The sequence below is a fragment of the Neorhizobium sp. P12A genome, from assembly GCF_008365395.1.
GTDB lineage: Bacteria > Pseudomonadota > Alphaproteobacteria > Rhizobiales > Rhizobiaceae > Rhizobium.
Genome location: NZ_QOVX01000004.1, coordinates 228,321 through 246,504 on the forward strand (window position 1 = coordinate 228,321; position 18,184 = coordinate 246,504).

General features: G+C 60.1%; 19 protein-coding genes. 7 read left to right on the plus strand and 12 right to left on the minus strand.

All coding sequences use genetic code 11. From position 1 onward, the window contains the following. The first annotated feature begins 225 nt into the window (after positions 1–225). A complete protein-coding gene (parC, locus tag DTW90_RS15395; RefSeq protein ID WP_132517048.1) occupies positions 226–2,484 on the plus strand; it encodes a DNA topoisomerase IV subunit A in 2,259 nt (752 codons plus the stop codon). A gap of 21 nt (positions 2,485–2,505) precedes the next feature. On the opposite strand, the gene DTW90_RS15400 is transcribed toward parC, so the two are convergent. The 5 genes from DTW90_RS15400 to DTW90_RS15420 all read right to left on the minus strand — a co-directional run bounded on the left by DTW90_RS15400 (position 2,506) and on the right by DTW90_RS15420 (position 5,452). After that, complete coding sequence (locus DTW90_RS15400; protein ID WP_149339415.1) at positions 2,506–2,898, minus strand: type II toxin-antitoxin system death-on-curing family toxin; 393 nt, start codon at positions 2,896–2,898, stop codon at positions 2,506–2,508. Continuing rightward, positions 2,895–3,116, minus strand: a complete 222-nt coding sequence (locus DTW90_RS15405) for an AbrB/MazE/SpoVT family DNA-binding domain-containing protein (RefSeq protein WP_149339416.1) — start codon at positions 3,114–3,116, stop codon at positions 2,895–2,897. Before DTW90_RS15405 ends, DTW90_RS15400 begins: the two co-directional genes overlap by 4 nt. A gap of 52 nt (positions 3,117–3,168) precedes the next feature. Then, entirely contained in the window at positions 3,169–4,047 is an 879-nt protein-coding gene (locus tag DTW90_RS15410; protein ID WP_149339417.1) for a DMT family transporter, read from the minus strand. Beyond that, complete coding sequence (locus tag DTW90_RS15415) at positions 4,048–4,821, minus strand: arginyltransferase (RefSeq protein WP_132517040.1); 774 nt, start codon at positions 4,819–4,821, stop codon at positions 4,048–4,050. 172 nt (positions 4,822–4,993) lie between these two features. Beyond that, positions 4,994–5,452, minus strand: coding sequence for an RDD family protein (locus tag DTW90_RS15420; protein WP_132517038.1), 459 nt, complete (start codon positions 5,450–5,452; stop codon positions 4,994–4,996). Positions 5,453–5,942: 490 nt separating this feature from the next. Here DTW90_RS15420 and DTW90_RS15425 point away from each other — a divergent pair, with 490 nt between their 5' ends. Next, positions 5,943–9,347, plus strand: a complete 3,405-nt coding sequence (locus DTW90_RS15425) for an autotransporter outer membrane beta-barrel domain-containing protein (RefSeq protein WP_149339419.1) — start codon at positions 5,943–5,945, stop codon at positions 9,345–9,347. A gap of 143 nt (positions 9,348–9,490) precedes the next feature. Here the strand turns inward: DTW90_RS15425 and hemB are convergent, their stop codons facing one another. Then, positions 9,491–10,507: a porphobilinogen synthase gene (gene hemB, locus DTW90_RS15430; RefSeq protein WP_149339420.1), complete on the minus strand. Its 1,017-nt coding sequence runs from the start codon at positions 10,505–10,507 to the stop codon at positions 9,491–9,493. Positions 10,508–10,676: 169 nt separating this feature from the next. Here hemB and DTW90_RS15435 point away from each other — a divergent pair, with 169 nt between their 5' ends. Together DTW90_RS15435 and DTW90_RS15440 are read left to right on the plus strand one after the other, a co-directional pair. Beyond that, the gene (locus DTW90_RS15435) at positions 10,677–11,114 is read left to right on the plus strand and encodes a DUF6163 family protein (protein WP_132517034.1); all 438 of its coding nucleotides are present in this window, start codon (positions 10,677–10,679) and stop codon (positions 11,112–11,114) included. Between the two features lie 131 nt (positions 11,115–11,245). Next, positions 11,246–11,761: a MarR family winged helix-turn-helix transcriptional regulator gene (locus DTW90_RS15440; RefSeq protein WP_132517032.1), complete on the plus strand. Its 516-nt coding sequence runs from the start codon at positions 11,246–11,248 to the stop codon at positions 11,759–11,761. Between the two features lie 130 nt (positions 11,762–11,891). Here DTW90_RS15440 and DTW90_RS15445 read toward each other — a convergent pair whose 3' ends face one another. The 4 genes from DTW90_RS15445 to DTW90_RS15460 form a co-directional block, all read right to left on the minus strand. Further along, positions 11,892–12,113: a hypothetical protein gene (locus DTW90_RS15445; RefSeq protein ID WP_132517030.1), complete on the minus strand. Its 222-nt coding sequence runs from the start codon at positions 12,111–12,113 to the stop codon at positions 11,892–11,894. Positions 12,114–12,186: 73 nt separating this feature from the next. Further along, positions 12,187–12,579 (minus strand): VOC family protein, encoded by a 393-nt coding sequence (locus tag DTW90_RS15450; protein WP_132517028.1) that lies wholly within the window; start codon positions 12,577–12,579, stop codon positions 12,187–12,189. Positions 12,580–12,658: 79 nt separating this feature from the next. After that, complete coding sequence (locus tag DTW90_RS15455) at positions 12,659–13,090, minus strand: SRPBCC domain-containing protein (RefSeq protein ID WP_132517026.1); 432 nt, start codon at positions 13,088–13,090, stop codon at positions 12,659–12,661. Beyond that, the gene (locus tag DTW90_RS15460; protein WP_132517024.1) at positions 13,087–13,410 is read right to left on the minus strand and encodes a metalloregulator ArsR/SmtB family transcription factor; all 324 of its coding nucleotides are present in this window, start codon (positions 13,408–13,410) and stop codon (positions 13,087–13,089) included. The genes DTW90_RS15455 and DTW90_RS15460 overlap by 4 nt, the downstream gene beginning before the upstream one ends. A gap of 524 nt (positions 13,411–13,934) precedes the next feature. On the opposite strand from DTW90_RS15460, the gene DTW90_RS15465 reads away from it, so the two are divergent. After that, a complete protein-coding gene (locus tag DTW90_RS15465) occupies positions 13,935–15,245 on the plus strand; it encodes a L,D-transpeptidase family protein (RefSeq protein WP_132517022.1) in 1,311 nt (436 codons plus the stop codon). A gap of 213 nt (positions 15,246–15,458) precedes the next feature. Here the strand turns inward: DTW90_RS15465 and DTW90_RS15470 are convergent, their stop codons facing one another. Continuing rightward, the gene (locus DTW90_RS15470; protein WP_132517020.1) at positions 15,459–15,746 is read right to left on the minus strand and encodes an SHOCT domain-containing protein; all 288 of its coding nucleotides are present in this window, start codon (positions 15,744–15,746) and stop codon (positions 15,459–15,461) included. 59 nt (positions 15,747–15,805) lie between these two features. Next, on the minus strand, positions 15,806–16,132 hold the full coding sequence (locus DTW90_RS15475) for a hypothetical protein (RefSeq protein WP_132517018.1): 327 nt from the start codon (positions 16,130–16,132) through the stop codon (positions 15,806–15,808). A 265-nt stretch (positions 16,133–16,397) separates the two neighbouring features. Between DTW90_RS15475 and glyA the strand changes: the two genes are divergently transcribed. Both glyA and nrdR read left to right on the plus strand, forming a co-directional pair. Next, positions 16,398–17,696: a serine hydroxymethyltransferase gene (gene glyA, locus DTW90_RS15480; protein ID WP_132517016.1), complete on the plus strand. Its 1,299-nt coding sequence runs from the start codon at positions 16,398–16,400 to the stop codon at positions 17,694–17,696. Positions 17,697–17,704: 8 nt separating this feature from the next. After that, positions 17,705–18,181, plus strand: a complete 477-nt coding sequence (gene nrdR / locus DTW90_RS15485) for a transcriptional regulator NrdR (RefSeq protein ID WP_132517014.1) — start codon at positions 17,705–17,707, stop codon at positions 18,179–18,181. The last annotated feature ends 3 nt before the right edge of the window (positions 18,182–18,184 follow it).

Here is an 18,184-nt window from a genome sequence, read left to right on the forward strand (position 1 = left end):
TTTCCTCGTTGGTATGGGGCGAAAGATTTGAACGGAGATTGGCTCATAGTCGAGCGGTTTATATTCGATCGTTTCTAAAAGTCTTATGAAAGTGCAAAATAGAATGACCTACAATTGTTTCAATCATGCTTTGCCCGCTTAACGCGGCGAATGCATGGCGTCATCCACAGCCGCATAGCCTTGTTTCCTTGCCGTTTTGGCGCATCTCGGCTAGTCACATAGCCCATGGGACAAGAGATTTTGCCGCCTTCTGGCGGAGACGACAATAGTATTCATCCGGTCGACCTCAAGGCGGCGCTCGAAGAGCGTTATCTCGCCTATGCCTTGTCGACCATCATGCACCGCGCGCTGCCTGACGTCCGCGATGGCCTGAAGCCTGTCCATCGCCGCATCATTCACGCGATGAGCGAGATGGGCATCCGGTCGAATTCCGCGTTCAAGAAGTGCGCCCGTATCGTCGGCGACGTCATCGGTAAGTTCCATCCGCATGGCGACCAATCGGTCTATGACGCCCTGGTGCGTCTCGCGCAGGACTTCTCGCAGCGATATCCGATCGTCGACGGGCAGGGCAATTTCGGCAATATCGACGGCGACAGCGCCGCCGCCTATCGTTACACGGAAGCGCGCATGACCGAGGTCGCGTCGCTGCTTCTCGAAGGCATCGACCAGGACGCCGTCGACTTCCGCCCGACCTATAACGAGGAAGACGACGAGCCCGTCGTTCTGCCGGGCGCGTTTCCGAACCTGCTCGCCAACGGCTCGTCCGGCATCGCCGTCGGCATGGCGACCTCTATTCCGTCGCATAATGCGCATGAGCTTTGCGACGCTGCGCTTCATCTGATCAAGCATCCGGATGCGACGGTCGAAACGCTGGTCGAAAACTTCATTCCCGGTCCGGATTTTCCGACCGGCGGTATCATCATCGACAGCCGCGAAAGCATCATCGAGGCTTACAAGACCGGCCGCGGCGGCTTCCGCACCCGCGCCAAGTGGCACACCGAAGATCTTGGCCGCGGCGGCTATCAGATCATCGTCACCGAGATTCCCTTCCAGGTGCAGAAGTCGCGGCTGATCGAAAAGATCGCCGAGGTGCTGCTTGCCCGCAAGCTGCCACTGCTGGAAGACGTCCGAGACGAATCTGCCGAGGACGTCCGCGTCGTTCTGGTGCCGAAGAACCGGACCGTCGATCCGACCATCCTGATGGAATCCATGTTCAAGCTGACGGAGCTGGAAAGCCGCTTTCCGCTCAACATGAACGTGCTTTCTATGGGGCGCATCCCTAAGGTCATGGCGCTGAACGATGTGCTGAAGGAGTGGCTGGACCATCAGCGCGAAGTCCTCGTTCGCCGCTCCCGCTTCCGCCTTGCCGCCATCGACAGGCGCCTGGAAATCCTCGGTGGCTTGCTGATTGCCTACCTCAACATCGATGAGGTGATCCGTATCATCCGCGAGGAAGATGAGCCGAAGCCGGTTATGATCGCGCGCTGGGGTTTGACCGACAATCAGGTCGAGGCGATCCTCAACATGCGGCTGCGCTCTTTGCGCAAGCTGGAAGAATTCGAGATCCGCACCGAATTCGACAATCTCAGCAAGGAAAAGGCCGATATCGAGGCGCTGCTCGCTTCCGACGACAAGCAGTGGCAGACCGTCGCCTGGGAAATCGGCGAGGTGAAGAAGAAGTTCGCCAAGGCGACCGAACTCGGTCGCCGCCGCACCCAGTTTGCCGATGCGCCGGAGGCGGACGAGCAGGCCATCCAGCAGGCCATGATCGAGAAGGAGCCGGTCACGATCGTCGTCTCGGAAAAGGGTTGGATCCGCGCGTTGAAGGGCCATATTTCCGATACTTCGACGCTGACCTTCAAGGAAGGCGACGGCCTCAAGGTGGCTTTCCCGGCGCAGACGACGGACAAGATCCTGATCGTGACGACAGGCGGCAAGGCCTACACGCTCGGCGCCGACAAGCTGCCGGGCGGCCGCGGCCACGGCGAGCCGCTGCGCATCATGGTCGACATGGAAAACGATCAGGATGTGCTGACCGCCTTCGTTCATGACGCAAGCCGCAAGATGCTGATCGTCTCGACCGCGGGCAACGGGTTCATCGTGCCGGAAGCGGAAATGGCCGCCAATACCCGCAAGGGCAAGCAGATCATGAATGTCTCCATGCCCGACGAAACCAAGATGATCCTGCCCGTCCGGGGCGATCACATGGCCGTCGTCGGCGAGAACCGCAAGATGCTGGTCTTCCCGCTATCGCAGGTCCCGGAAATGTCGCGCGGCAAGGGTGTCCGCCTGCAGCGCTACAAGGACGGCGGCATTTCCGACGTCCGCTGCTTCGCGATTGCCGATGGCCTGACCTGGGAAGACAGCGCCGGCCGGCTCTTCACGAAGAACAAGGACGAGCTCGCCGAATGGCTGGCCGACCGCGCCTCCGCCGGCCGCACCGTGCCGAAGGGCTTCCCACGCAGCGGCAAGTTTTCGGGGTGAGGGAGGGCTGGCGGCTAACCGTCAGCCTTCATAGGGCACGACGAAGTCCCTGAGAAATCGAATAGCGCCGTCTTCATCGATCTCGCCCGCGGCGATTCCCATAACGAACGTGTAGAGATTTGCGTCGCTCGTTTCGATTTCGTAGCCGTTGTCCATGAGGAAGATGCCGGCGGCGGCAATGGCGATGCGCTTGTTGCCGTCAATAAAGCAATGATTTCGGGCAAGACCGAAAAGATAGGCGGCAGCCAGTTCGATAACATCTTCGCTACCGTAAGCCGCTTTGTTGATGGGGCGTGCAAGCGCGGATTCGAGCATACCCTCGTCTCGCAAACCATGCGACCCACCAAAGCGATCGATCTGCGCCTTGTGGAGGTACTCAACAACGAAACGGCTGAGGAAGCGGAACGCGGTCATTCGGCGAGCTTCTTGAGAGCGACTTTGTATTTGTCCATGAAGCGCTCGGCATGCTTCATCTGGCGTTCGAAATCGCCGTCCAGTGGCTGCATCTGCAGGCCGCCGTTGGCCACAGTAATGTCCATGGAGTCCCCGGCGCGCAGGCCAAGCTGCTCAAGCAATTCCTTCGGAATGATCACGCCTTCCGAATTGCCGATCTTGCGGATGGTGACGTTCATGGCTTGCTCTCCTGATGTAATAACAAAGTTATAACATCAGGAGACTGCCGCCTCAAGCCGCGGCATTCCGCCTTGCCCTGACCTGCCAGAGCGAATGCGCCATCAGCGCGAGCAGCAGGATGAGACCGCCGAGCATGGTCATCGGCGTCGGCGCCTCGGCGAAGATCAGCCAGACCCAGATCGGTGCGAGCACCGTCTCCAGCATGTAGAACATGCCGACCTCGGGGGCGGAGAGGTAGCGCGGGCCGGTCGCCAGGCACCAGAAGGCGATCGGCATGACGAGGCCGCCATCAATGAAGATCCAGACCGGATGATTGACCGACAATCCCGCCGGGATGGTGTGATAGAGGCCGAGCGCTGCCGGGACGATGGCTGAAATCAGCGACACGAAACCCATGTCGCGGCCAGAGGCGCGCGTCATCGTGATAGCGGCTGCGATCAGCAACGCCGTCAGCAGCGCCATCGCATCGCCGAACAGATGGCCGCTCGCCATGCCGTCGCCGACAATCAGCCCGACGCCAAGGGTCATCGCGCCCATGGAGGCGAGCGTCGCGCCGGATGGGCGCTCCTTCAGGAAAAACCAGGACAGCAGCGCGCCGAACATCGGATTGAACGTCTGCAGAAAGGCGATGTTGGCGATGGGCGCATAGGCTATCGCGACCAGGAAGAAGACGGTGGTCAGTCCGTAAAGGACCAGCGTGACAAGGCCCCAGATGCCGGGGATCAGGACCGGCCGTGCCTTCGAAAATAGCCGCAGAAACGCCAGGATTACCACCGTCGCCGTCAGCATGATGGTGCCGCGAAGGGTGAGGGTCGACCAGACGTTCCCTTCCGCCAAGCGGATGAGCGGCATGTCGAACGATATGGCCAGGCCGCCGACAGCCGTCAGCAGCAAGCCTTTTCTATGATCCGACAAAGCTGAGGATGACATTTACAGGGGATCCGCCCCAAGCTCTGCGGGGTCGAACCGTTCCCATCCACGCGGCGTCAAATGCTCCTGCGGCTGGAAGCGTGTCTTGTAGTCCATCTTGCGCGAACCCTTGACCCAGTAGCCGAGATAGACATGGGGCAGGCCGAGAGCGCGGGTCCGCTTGATGTGATCGAGGATCATGAAGCTGCCGAGCGAGCGGCGGTCCTCGTCGGGGTTGAAATAGGAATAGACCATCGACAGCCCGTCGCTCATGACGTCGGTCAGTGCCGCCGCCAACAACTCGCCCTTGGGGCGCTGCTCAAGGCCGGAGCCTTCCTCGCGCCGGCGATATTCGATGATGCGGGTATTCACATGCGTGTCTTCGACCATGATCGCGTAATCGAGCACGGTCATGTCGGACATGCCGCCCTGCTGGTGGCGATAGTCGAGGTAGCGGCGGAAGAGAGAATATTGTTCGCTGGAAGGCTGTGCCGGAAATTCGGTGGCGACGACATCTGAATTGGCAGACATCACCCGCTTCATCGATCGCGTCGGCTCGAATTCCTCCGCAAGTATGCGAACGGATACGCAGGCGCGACAGGCTTCGCAGGCGGGGCGATAGGCGATGTTCTGCGACCGGCGGAAACCGCCTTGTGTCAGAATGTCGTTCATCTCGGCTGCGCGCGGTCCGACCAGATGCGTGAAGACCTTTCGCTCCATCTCGCTCGGCAGATAGGGACAGGCAGCCGGAGCCGTCAGATAAAACTGAGGGGATGGCGTCGACTGCGTGTTCATTTGCCGCTGGTCAACCTTTCATTCGGCGTCGCGCTTTTTTCAAGCATGGCTCAAGATTACAAAACGTCAACAGCGTCCTTGGTTTCGGAAGTGTTGTTTTCGTCTTTTCTTTATCAGATGGTCCTTTTGTGACCAAGCTGGCATGGGCGTTTTTTAGTGTTGTCCGGCGCCCTCAAGCAGTCCGGGCAATCACCGTTCCCAAGAGAAGATCGTGGATCAGTCTGCTGCGCTCGATGAAAAGGCCCGCAAGCAGGATCAGCGGCGTGAGCACGGAGTTGAGGATCCAGAAAAGTGCGAGATGCACGATGGCGGTCAGGAAATCCATTGGTCGCCCATCAACGCGGACAATCGCAATGCCCATGGCGCGCATGCCGAGTGAAGCCTGGTTGCGACCGCCGAGCGTGAGGCCGAAGTAAAGGCCGGCCACGATGACGAAGAGCGCAGGGTAAAGCAGGAAGCCGAGCCCGAGCGTTACGATCGATACGAAGAACAGCACGACCGCTGCCGGGATGCATAGAAGCGCGACAATGATGTAGTCGACGATGAACGCAAATACGCGCCTGCTGAGCACGCCGCTATAGGCGCGCCAATCGTCAGGTGCTCCATAAATCGGTGCAGGTGTCCAGCTCATTGCTTCCTCCTTCGAAAGGTCCACCACAATATGGTGTGGGCAGGGGGGAATGCAATAAGCGGACCACTCGAACCATGCCGGCGATCGGGCCGATCTCGCGCCCCACGGATGCCCGCGAGCTTGGTGCATCCGTGCACCATTTGCGGACGCAGTCTCCGCTCGTTCAAACTCTGGAGCATTGCCGCGGCCCGTCATGATTGAGGGTATCGCGAAGCACCGTGATCACGCTTCCAGCGAGCGGATATTTCGCTTGCTGCCAGCGGATTCTGTGAACGATAGTTCGTTCGGTTAACAAACGTATAACACATTGATTTACAATAATGTCACATTTTTATTTTTGTTGCTGCGTCGCAACATATGCCGTTTTTGATCAAGAATTTGTCGCTTTTTTCTCGGTTGAATAGTTGCCGATCGGCAGGTCCAAGTGCAACAGACGTGCACCATAAAATCGTACTTATTTCAGACTCGAATCAACTTTAAGGAGCCAGTCATGGGCGGCGGCGTGGGCAGCAGGGGTACCGGAAAATCGAAGTTTCCTCAGGGGGTAGTTCTTCGCTCCCTGAAGGGGCTCGATCCAATATTTGGTTTTCATGTTCGCACTTGCGGCAAGCCGACCCTGTTGCTTGGTGCCAGCGTTTCCGCAGTCGCAATCGTGGCTGGCGGAGTTGTTCTGGGCGCGGTGCCTGCCTTGGCTGACGGCGGCGCGGGCCGGCAGGCGACGATCGGCGTTGGAGCAGGCGGTCTCGGTGGTGTCGACGGCTCGCTGGCCGATGCGACCGGCAGGGATGCCACCACCAGCGGCTCCGCCTTTTCCGGGGGCGGTGGCGGCGGTGTCGACCTTACGACCGGCAACGGTGGCGCAGGTGGGGCATCGTCCGTCAATACGGCTGTCGGCAGCCCTGATGGCACCGCGGGCACAACGGGTACCATGGGATCGAGCGTCACGACGGCCACCACTATCTCGACGGCGATCTCGGGTGGGGCAGGCGGCACAGGCCAGACTGGCAACTCGGCACGCATGGCGGGCGGACACGGCGGTGGCGGCGTGGGTGTGTCGGCCACAGCGGATGTTACCGTGACGGGAACCGGGGAGGTAACGGGCGGCGCTGGGGCCGGCGGCACAGGCCCCACCCTCAGTGGCGGCGGCGGCGGCGGCGGAGTCGGCATTTTCTCGAATGCCAATGTAACGGTTCAGGCAAACGGCCAGGTCACCGGCGGCGCGGGCGGGCGAGGCTTCGGCAGCGGCGGCGGAGGAGGAGCAGCAGCTGTCGTGCTAACCGGCAGCAGCACCATCAGCAACAGCGGAACTCTGACCGGAGGTGCGGGTGGGTCAGCAAGCGCAAACTCAGGCGGCGGCAATGGCGGCGCTGGCGTGCAGATTTTGAATGGCGGAATCATCATCAATGAAGTCGGCGGTTCGATCACCGGCGGCGCGGGTGGTCTGGGTACACTGAATACGACGACAAATCCCACAACATCTTCCGGCAACGGTGGCGCGGGCATCAAGGGTTCAGGCGTAACGGTCGTCAACAAGGGTACGATCACCGGCGGCTCTAGCGGCGGAGTTGGCGGAAATGACGGCAATGCCGTCGAGTTCACCGGCGGTAGCAACAGGCTGGAAATCTGGTCCGGCTCGAGCATCGTGGGCAATATCGTGGCCGGCGGCACTGACGACACCTTCGCGCTCGGGGGCACGACCAGCGACAGCTTCGATGTTTCCCGTTTCGATGCCGGCGGCCAATATGATGGCTTCGAGCATTATGATAAAGCCGGAGCCGGTACCTGGACCCTGACGGGAACGACCTCCAAGGAAACCGCCTGGACATTGACCGATGGCACGCTGTCCATCTCCAGCGATGCCAATCTCGGCGCGCCGACCGGCAGCCTGACCTTTGATGGGGGCACCTTGCAGGTGACGGGCGCCAGCGTAGCCAGCACTCGTGACATGATTTTCAACAGCGATGGCACCATTGACGTGACTTCCGGAGCAAGCCTGACCGCAGGAGGCTCGCTGAGCGGCGCGGGTGGCCTCATCAAGACCGGCGCCGGAACGCTCGACCTTACCGGCACGGTCGGTAATAGCTATAGCGGCGGTACCACGATCCAGGGCGGAATGCTGTCCATCTCCAGCGATGCGAACCTCGGCAGCACGACTGGTGCGCTGACCTTCGACGGCGGCACCCTGCACACGACGGCCTACATGACGTCCAGCCGCGCTGTGAACCTGAACTCCGTCGGCACCATCTCGACCGACGATGGCACGACGCTCACTCTCAACGGTACGATGACCGGCGCGGGCGGGCTGACCAAGAGCGGCGACGGCACGCTTCGCCTTGATGGCACCGGTAGCTATACCGGTGGCACGACCATCAATGCAGGCGTCCTGTCCGTCAATGGCGATTACTCGGGTGTGACTGGCACGAACCTCGTCGCCGACGGTGGCACGTTGAAGGGGATCGGTATCCTCGGCGGCGATCTCACGCTTGCTGCCAACGGCACCATCGCACCCGGCAACTCGATCGGCACGCTGACGATATCAGGCAATTATACCGGTAACGCCGGCACGCTGGAGATCGAGTCCGAGCTTGGCAACGACGCCTCGCCGAGCGACCGCCTCGTCGTCACGGGCAACACCGCCGGTACGACGAACGTCAAGGTGATCAATGTCGGCGGCGCCGGTGCGCCGACCGTCGAGGGCATCAAGGTCGTCGACGTCGGCGGCATCTCCTCCGGAACCTTCACGCTGCAGGGCGACTATGTCTTCCAGGGCGACCAGGCCGTTGTTGGGGGTGCCTACGCCTATCGGCTCTACAAGAATGGCGTCTCCACGCCGACGGATGGCGACTGGTATCTCCGCTCGACGCTGATCAATCCCGATAGTTCTCCCGGCACTCCGGCTGATCCCACAACGCCATCAGCGTCGCTCTACCAGCCCGGTGTCCCGCTCTACGAAGCCTATGCGCAGCTGCTGATCGACGCGAACACGCTGCCGACGCTGCAGCAGCGTGTCGGCAACCGTCAATGGTCGAATGATGGCGAAGGCGCACCCGGCACGGCAGCGGAAGGCGCCTGGATCCGGACAGAGGGCCTGCACAGCAGGGTAGAGCCGGATTCCAGCACCAGCGCCACCAGCTACGACTATGATTTCTGGAAGCTTCAGGCAGGTGCCGACGGCGAGCTCTACACGAACGGCAATGGCACGCTGATCGGCGGGATCACCGCGCATTACGAGACCCTGTCAGGCAATATCAGCTCCTTCTACGGCAACGGCGATGTCGATACCAACGGCTACGGCGGCGGCGCGACGCTGACCTGGTATGGCAATGACGGCTTCTATGCTGACGCCCAGGGCCAGCTGACCTGGTACGACAGCGACCTGAAATCCGATCTCGCCGGCACGATGGAGAATGGCAACAAGGGCTTCGGCTATGCGCTCAGCCTTGAGGCAGGGAAGCGTTTTGCGACCTCCGGCCCATGGTCGATCACGCCGCAGGCGCAGGTCATCTATTCCGCGGTCGATTTCGACAGCTTTGACGACCGGTTCGGCGCCAGGGTTTCGTCCGGCGACGGCGACAGCCTGATCGGCCGTCTCGGTGTGGCGCTCGACCGCGAGGAAAGCTGGCAGCGGGCCAACGGCCAGACGGCACGGGCAAAGTTCTACGGTATTGCCAACCTCTACGGCGAGGCCCTGGATCGCACCACGGTCGATGTGTCGGGTGTCGGCTTCAAGAGCAAGAACGATCCTGTCTGGGGAGGCCTTACCCTCGGCACTTCCTATGATTGGAATGGTGACCGCTTCTCGCTCTATGGCGAAGTGGCCGCCAAATCCTCGCTCAAGGATTTTGGCGACAGCTACGCACTGAGCGGCACCGCCGGCTTCCGTGTGAAGTGGTAAATCGGCGAAGACGCAGCGCCCTGATGTGAGGGGCGCTGTGCCCAGGCCATCGCGATAGCCGTTACAGGTCAACTGCGGCTATCGCTGCCGCCGACAACCGAGTTCGGCGAACTTGTTCGATGGCGATGCCGCTCGAAGCCCGACTAGCCTCTCTTCGAAAGAAGCCGCGCCACCTCAGGCGCAAAATAGGTGAGAATGCCGTCGCAGCCGGCGCGCTTGAAAGCGAGCAGGGTTTCGAGCATCACCCGCTCTTCGTCGATCCAGCCATTAGCGCCCGCGGCCTTGATCATCGAATATTCGCCCGACACCTGGTAGGCGAAGGTGGGCAGGCCGAAGGCCTCCTTCATGCGCCAGCAGATGTCGATATAGGGCAGGCCGGGTTTGACCATCAGCATGTCGGCGCCTTCTTCGACATCGAGGGCCGCATCGCGGATCGCCTCGGTGCCGTTGGCCGGGTCGATATAATAGGTCTTCTTGTCGCCCTTCAGCAGCCCGCCGGTCGAGATCGCCTCGCGATAGGGGCCGTAGAAGGCGGAGGAAAACTTTGTGGCATAGCTCATGATGCCGACTCCCTGGTGGCCGGCGGCGTCGAGCGCGCGGCGGATGGCGCCGATGCGCCCGTCCATCATTTCCGATGGCGCGATGATATCGGCGCCGGCATCGGCCTGCATGACGGCGGCTTTGGCCACCTGCTCCACAGTCTCGTCGTTGACGATCTCGCCTTCGCGCAGGATGCCGTCATGGCCATGGCTGGTGAAGGGATCGAGCGCCACGTCGGTGATGATGCCGATATTAGGAACGGCGTTCTTGATGGCCGTCGTTGCGAGATTGATCAGGTTGTTGCGGACAAGGCTGTTCGAGCCGGTCTCGTCGCGCAGGTGCATTTCAATGTTGGGAAAGGTCGCGATCGCCGGCACCCCGAGGTCGGCTGCTTCCTTGGCCGCTTCCACCGCCTTGTCGACCGTCATGCGGTTGACACCAGGCATGGCGTCGACCGGCTCGACAATGCCATGGCCGGGGATCAGGAAGATCGGCCAGATCAGATCGTCGACTGTCAGTCGGTTTTCCTGCACCAGCCGGCGGGTCCAGTCCGCCTTGCGGTTGCGCCGCATGCGGCGATGCCCGGTTATGTCGTCAACGAGATGCGTCTTGTCCTGCATCGCCCGTCGTCCTTCTTGCATATCTGTCTATGTTGTTTGTTTGTGCGTTCTGCCCACCTGGGCGGTTGGCGGACTGCTTATCATGTCGTAAGTGTAATGCGAAACCGGACGAAAGGCCGCATTTATTATCGGTCTGGCCCGTCCGTTGGCCCGCACCTATTGTTCGCGTATGGAACCTGATTCTTCGACCCTGCCCAAACAAACACTCACGGACATTCTGTTCGTCGTCTTCCTGCGCCTGATCGCGATCGTCTGCTTCTGGTTCGGTCTGCAATACTGGTCTATGCTCGTCGGCTACTCGCTGGCGGGACATGCGCGCTTTGATCTGCTCGATCTTCCATGGAAAGTCGCGGGCGTCGGCCTTGCGGTCGTATTCCCGGTTGCTGCGCTTGGATTGTGGCTGACGGTCTCCTGGGGACCTGTCATCTGGATCGTTGCCGCCGGCGGCCAGATCCTGATGTACGGCCTCTGGCCAGCGATCTTCGGCTATAATCCGCTGATCATGATCCTACACGGGGGTGTCGCCATTCTCTATTGCGCCTTCCGTATCGCGCTATGGCTTGAAAAGCGCCGCCAGCGGCAACGGGTAATGGTTGATTTACCCTGAGACAACGAAGGGTTTCCGGTAAGACGCTGTTAAGCCTGCGGTTTAAGTAGAATTTTATGTGTATTCGATAGGGTCTGTCTCAAGGCGGGAAGAAAACCAACACCGCCAAACAAAACAGTGAGGCAGTCATCATGAACACGAAAATCAAGCCGCAGGCCGTTGCAAATCCGCGTGACCAGAAGGTCGAAGAAATCCGTGATCTCTACATGGAGTCCCTCCATCTTGTCGAGCGCCTTCACCGCCGTCTTCTCGACGTCATCAAGGACGAGTTCGACCGTCAGGGCCGCAGCGACGTCAACGCCGTCCAGGCACTCCTTCTCTTCAATATCGGCAACTCCGAGCTGACTGCAGGCGAGCTTCGCTCGCGCGGCTACTATCTCGGCTCGAACGTCTCCTACAACGTCAAGAAGCTGGTCGACCTCGGCTTCATCAACCATCAGCGCTCGCGCATCGACCGCCGCTCGGTCCGCATCAGCCTGACGGAGACGGGCCAGGATATCGCCGAAACCGTGGGCCGCCTCTACGAGCGCCACATCGCCTCGATCGACAAGGTCGGCGGCATCGGCACCGACGAATTCACCCAGATGAACAAGCTCCTGCAGCGCCTCGACCGCTTCTGGAACGACCAAATCCTCTACCGCCTGTAATCTCCGCCTAGGCCGGCCTTCCCTCCGGCCCACCGGACCTCCTGCATGGCACAAAAGAGCGCAACGGGGCGAGAGAAGACGCCGCGTTGCGCTTTGTTGCGTGTTCGAGACGTGCCTTATCGACGCACTTCTATCCGCGTACCCGTCCGACGCCGCGCCGCGTCGCTGCATACGGCAGCGCGAATAAATACAGCCCGCTGAACAGCAACAGGAAGAGCGGGGGCAAGGGCGAGTAGACCACCCAGGAAGGTGGCTGCCCCAGTGCCATCGCAACGAAGTTGGCGATCACCGTCAGCGTAAAAATGATCGACAGCCAGCGGTGGGCTTGCCGAAGATATTTGTTCCAGTTCAATGGTATCTCCTGTTGAGAACAAGCTGAGTACTGGCTGCCTATCGTGGATCTGTCCGACCGGTGAACGCCGGCCTTACCACCGCGCCAGCTGGGTGATTTGAACGAGGTTGCCGCAGGTGTCGTTCAACTGGGCGATGGTCGAGCCGGTTACCTCGGTGGGTGGCATTTTGAACTCGCCGCCGCGCGTCTTGATGCGCTCGTAGTCGCCCTTGATGTCGTCTGTGAAGAGCATGAGTGCGGGCTGGCCCTGCTGGAACATGGCTTGCTGATAGGCCTTTGCCGCCGGATTGTCGTTGAGCGCGAGTTGCAGTTCGGTTCCATCGGGCTCGTCGGCCGAGGCAACCGTCAGCCAGCGAAACGGCCCATTGCTGAAATCGGCCTTCTTGGTGAAGCCCAGCACGTCGGTGTAAAAGCGCAGTGCCTTTTCCTGGTCGTCGACATATAGGGTGGTCAGCTTGATTTTCATTGGTATTTCCTCCGTTTGACACCTTTCCGGTGCGTCCGTTCTTTTAAAATGTTCGTCATCGAGTGGCGCCAGGCAGACCTCAATCTATCCGTGCCAGAACTTTCTCGAGAGCTCCGAAGAAGCCCTGCCATCCGTGATGCGCGCCGTTGTAGGCCTGCTTCTGGCCCGGCCTGAAGCCTGACTGTTCCATGCGCAGATGGGTCCCCGTGCTCGTCGGCGTGAGGGTCAGGGTCACGACGCTCCTCAGGTCGTAGGCAGCATCGTCGTGCACGTAATTCCAGGTGTAGGAGAGCTTCTTGTTCTGCTCGAGGGTCAGGACCTCGCAGTCCAGAACGCCGCCCCAGTCTCCTCGAAGATTGAAACGGTGACCTACCTCAGGCTTGAAGTCGTTCTTCATAAGCCATTCCTCGATCAGGTGCGGTTGCGTCAGCGCGCGCCAGATCTTTTCCGGCGGGTGAGGGATGTTGCGCTCGACGACGACGGTGCGTGTCTCGGCCGATGCTTCGTTCATTGGTCCATCCTTTGGAGCAGGTCTTCGAGATCGTCGAAGCGGTTTTCCCAGAACCCGGCCATCTGGCTCGTCCAGTCGACCAGCGGGGCAAGCGCTGCGACCTTGGCGCTATAGTGCGTCTGGCGGCCCTCGTGGCGGTCGAGTACAAGGCCGGCGCGCTTCAGGAGGCCTAGATGTTTCGAGACGACCGGCTGCGAGACGCCGGCGTGAGCCGTCAGCGCCCCGACCGTCTTTTCTCCTTCACGGCACAGCCGCTCGAAAATCGCCCTGCGAGTCGGATCGGCAAGGGTCCTGAAGAGCACGTCATGAGCGTCAGACACTAATTCATACCTCGTTGGCTATGAATTAACGTATAGCCAGACAGCTATGAATGAGTCAAGCGGCGATATCAGGCCGGGCTAGAACTGCCATTTGGGATTCCGCATCTCTAGGCTGTGCGGTTTTTGCCACGCTCCACCGCAACTTTGCGGATTGCGCCAACCGGCGTCATTTGAGCGATTGACGCTCCGATGCCTTGCGCTATTAACCCCGCCAATACCGTGGTTTTTCTGCAATCCACAGAGCTATCGGCCTCCTGACCCCGCGTGAAGGCAAGTTTCATGCCGCGGAACACGAATTGGCCATAATGGTGTGAGAGCGGAAAGACACGGCAACCAGCGCTTTCATGATCACTATCTATCATGCCCTGCGTTCTGGGCTCGCAATATTGTGATGTCCGGACGCGAAGTTTCTATGGTGTGCAGGGGCAACCGATTGGTAGGGACTGCGTTAGGTGCATGAGTTGAAACTCATTTCGCTCTCGGCTGCGGACGGCAAAATTCCCTGCAGCTTTTAACGGTGGGACATGTCGAAGAAAAACGAAACTGGATCTTTCTCGCGCCGCTCTTTCCTGCGGTCGGCGGCAACCTTTGGTGCGGCAGCCTTGGCAGCCCCCGCCCTTGCGCAGCAATCGGCGCTAGATGAGCTGATCAATGCGCGCTCTCGCGGCAACTGGGACGACCAGTTCGATGCAGGCGCCGCCTCGCGTACCGCGATCCCGGTGCTGTCCAACACTCCGATCCTCAGCCCGAATTCGGTTCCGAACATCCAGCAGGCGATTGCCCAGTATCAGAGCATTGTTGCCAATGGCGGCTGGCCGCAGGTTAACCCGGCCGGTCAGCAGAAATTGCAGCTCGGCGTGACCGATCCAGCCGTCCAGGCTCTGCGCCAGCATCTGGCGATCGTCGGCGACCTGCCGCGCGGCGCTGGCATGTCGTCTTCCTTCGATTCCTACGTCGACGGTGCCGTCAAGCGCTTCCAGGCCCGTCACGGCCTGCCGCCGGATGGCGTGCTCGGCGAATACACGATCAAGGCGCTCAACGTGCCGGCTGACGTTCGCCTGCAGCAGCTGAACACCAACCTCATCCGCCTGCAGACCTTTCCGGCCGATCTCGGCCGCCGTCACGTCATGGTCAACATCCCGGCGACCTATGTCGAAGCGGTTCAGGATGGTCAGGTGGCGCTACGCCACGAGGCGATCGTCGGCCGCATCAGCCGCCCGACGCACATCATCAATTCGAAGATCTACGAGGTCATGCTCAATCCTTACTGGACGGCGCCTCGCTCGATCATCGAGAAGGATATCGTTCCGCTGATGCGCAAGGACCCGACCTACCTCACGAAGAACAACATCCGCCTTTTCGATCCCAAGGGCACGGAAATTGCGCCGGAGACGATCGACTGGAATGCCGACAAGGCGCCGAACCTGATGTTCCGTCAGGACCCGGGCAAGAACAACGCCATGGCCTCCACGAAGATCAACTTCCACAATCCGAACAACGAATACATGCACGACACGCCGGAGCAGGGCCTGTTCAACAAGCTGATGCGTTTCGACTCATCGGGCTGCGTGCGCGTACAGAACGTCCGCGACCTTGCCGTCTGGCTGCTGTCGGAAAACCCGGAATGGCCGCGCCAGCGTATCGAGAGCGTCATCGCCAGCCGCGTCAACACGCCGATCGAGCTGCCGGAAGAAGTGCCGGTGTATTTCGCCTATATCTCCGCCTGGGCCATGCAGAACAATGTCGTGCAGTTCCGTGACGACATCTATCAGCTCGATGGCAACGCCCAACTCGCGCTCGACACGACGCAGGGCATGGAGCAGCCGGTTCAGTAAGCGGCATTTGCCTGTAGCCCTCTCTTGCGGGAGAGGCCTAGGGCGAAAGACTTTCGTGATTGAAAAGGGGCGCAAGCCCCTTTTTTCTTGGGCTGCCGCCGCTCTATTTTGCCGCAAGGCCCAATAGCCGATTGATCCAGCCGGCAACAGTGGCTGATCCGTGTGCATCGAATGGCCGGATCCCGAAATCCGGCCATTCGATGCACGTGGCGTTCAGCCCCTTGCCAGCAATTGGCGCTTTTCCTGCTCGAATTCATCCTCCGTCAGCACGCCCTCGTCGTGGAGCTGCTTGAGCTTAGCGATTTCCTCGCCCCTTGAGGCGGAACTGACCGTGAGCCGTTCGTTGGTATTCCCCATGACCGCTAGGATCAGGATTGCCAGCAATCCCAGGAAAAAGCCGAGAACCGCCCAAAGGCCGCTGCCGCGTCCACGGCTTCTGGCCATGTTTGAGCAGATGGCCGCGCAGATGCAGCCAATGATGATCCAGAGAATAAAATACATTTCTTACGACCCCCATTTTTGTGAGCGCTACCTGTCTTCGAACCGGGCATGGTCCAAATTCACAGGGTAAGAATGGCAAAGGTGAAGCATAAAACGTTACACCAAATGCCAAGAGGACCGAAATCCCGGGGCGGCGGAATATCGGGAAATATTTTTGGAAATTTAGGGAATGAAATCGCAAGATTTGATCGAGAGGTCATCTCATAATGGGAAATACAGAGACGAAATTGTCCAGCAGCAGAGGCGATTACTGCAAATATATAGCTTGAAATATAGATAGAAGTATCGCGAGCTGTTGCGGACTTGCAGGCAAGTTTTGCGCCTCTGCCCCCGACGGCAGAACCGACTGATGCACCCGATTGCAAAAGTCCGCCAGCGATGCGCATTGGAGAAGACCTGCGAGTAAACCGTCATTTCTTCTAGCTCTGGCTGTAATGATCTGTCAATCCGTGGATGCTGTTTTAGTTATCTCTATTGTTCTGAAATTCCCGGATTTTGCTGGAACATGCCACCAGCATGCCGCCACGGGCTTCGGCATCCTCTCCTTCATTTCGTCTCACCGTAGTTTGCCCAGCAAATGTCGCTGATCGTATTGCTCTTGGAATGGCGGAACGCTAATACCTTCGCCATTCCCGTTCAGGAGCCTTCACCATGACAAACGCTTCCACCGAACTCTTCTTCAATCGCTCGCTTGCCGAAACCGATCCGGAAATCTTTGGCGCGATCGGCAAGGAGCTGGGTCGCCAGCGGCATGAAATCGAGCTGATCGCCTCGGAAAACATCGTTTCCCGCGCCGTTCTCGAAGCGCAGGGCTCCATCATGACGAACAAATATGCCGAGGGTTACCCCGGCAAGCGCTACTATGGTGGCTGCCAGTTCGTCGATATTGCTGAAGAACTCGCGATCGAACGCGCCAAGAAGCTGTTCGGCGTCAATTTCGCCAACGTCCAGCCGAACTCCGGCAGCCAAATGAACCAGGCAGTGTTCCTGGCGCTGCTGCAGCCGGGCGACACCTTCATGGGCCTCGACCTCAACTCGGGCGGCCACCTGACGCATGGTTCGCCGGTCAACATGTCCGGCAAGTGGTTCAACGTCGTTTCTTACGGCGTTCGCGAAGGCGACAACCTGCTCGACATGGACGAAGTCGCCCGCAAGGCCGAGGAAACCAAGCCGAAGCTCATCATCGCCGGCGGCACGGCCTATTCCCGCATCTGGGACTGGAAGCGCTTCCGCGAAATCGCCGACAGCGTTGGCGCCTATCTGATGGTCGACATGGCCCACATCGCCGGTCTCGTTGCCGGTGGCCAGCATCCGTCGCCATTCCCGCATTGCCATGTTGCCACCACGACCACGCACAAGTCGCTCCGCGGCCCGCGCGGCGGCGTCATTCTGACCAATGACGAAGAACTGGCAAAGAAGCTGAACTCGGCCGTCTTCCCCGGCCTGCAGGGCGGCCCGCTGATGCACATCATCGCCGCCAAGGCCGTTGCCTTCGGTGAGGCTCTGCAGCCGGAATTCAAGGACTATGCGGCTCAGATCGTCAAGAACGCCAAGGCGCTGGCCGAAACGCTGATCGCGGGCGGCCTCGACGTCGTATCTGGCGGCACGGACAACCACCTGATGCTGGTCGACCTGCGCAAGAAGAACGCAACGGGCAAGCGCGCTGAAGCCGCCCTCGGCCGCGCCTACATCACCTGCAACAAGAACGGCATTCCCTTCGATCCGGAAAAGCCTTTCGTCACCTCGGGCGTGCGCCTTGGCGCGCCGGCCGGCACGACGCGCGGCTTCAAGGAAGCCGAGTTCCGGCAAATCGGCAATCTCATCATCGAGGTTCTGGATGGCCTGAAGGCTGCCAATTCCGACGAGGGCAATGCGGCCGTCGAGGCTGCGGTGCGCGGAAAGGTCGTCGATCTCACCGGTCGCTTCCCGATGTACGACTACATGGGCTAAGCCAGCTCATGCGTTGTCCCTATTGCGGCTCGGAAGACACCCAGGTCAAGGATTCGCGCCCGGCGGAGGATAATACCTCCATCCGCCGGCGGCGCATCTGCCCGGATTGTGGCGGCCGCTTCACGACCTTCGAGCGCGTGCAGCTGCGCGAGCTCATGGTCATCAAGAAGACCGGTCGCAAGGTTCCCTTCGATCGCGACAAGCTCGTTCGCTCCTTCGAGGTGGCGTTGCGCAAGCGCCCGATCGAGCGGGAACGCATCGAGCGCGCCGTATCCGGAATCGTCCGCCGCCTCGAAAGCTCCGGCGAGACGGAAATCAGCTCCGAGCAGATCGGCCTGCAGGTGCTCGAAGCCATGAAGAGCCTGGATGACGTCGGCTTCGTGCGTTATGCCTCGGTCTATCGTGATTTTACGCATGCCGAGGATTTCGAGAAGCTTATTTCCGAGATCAATGCCAAGATAGCGCGTGATCCATTGGACCATTGAGCC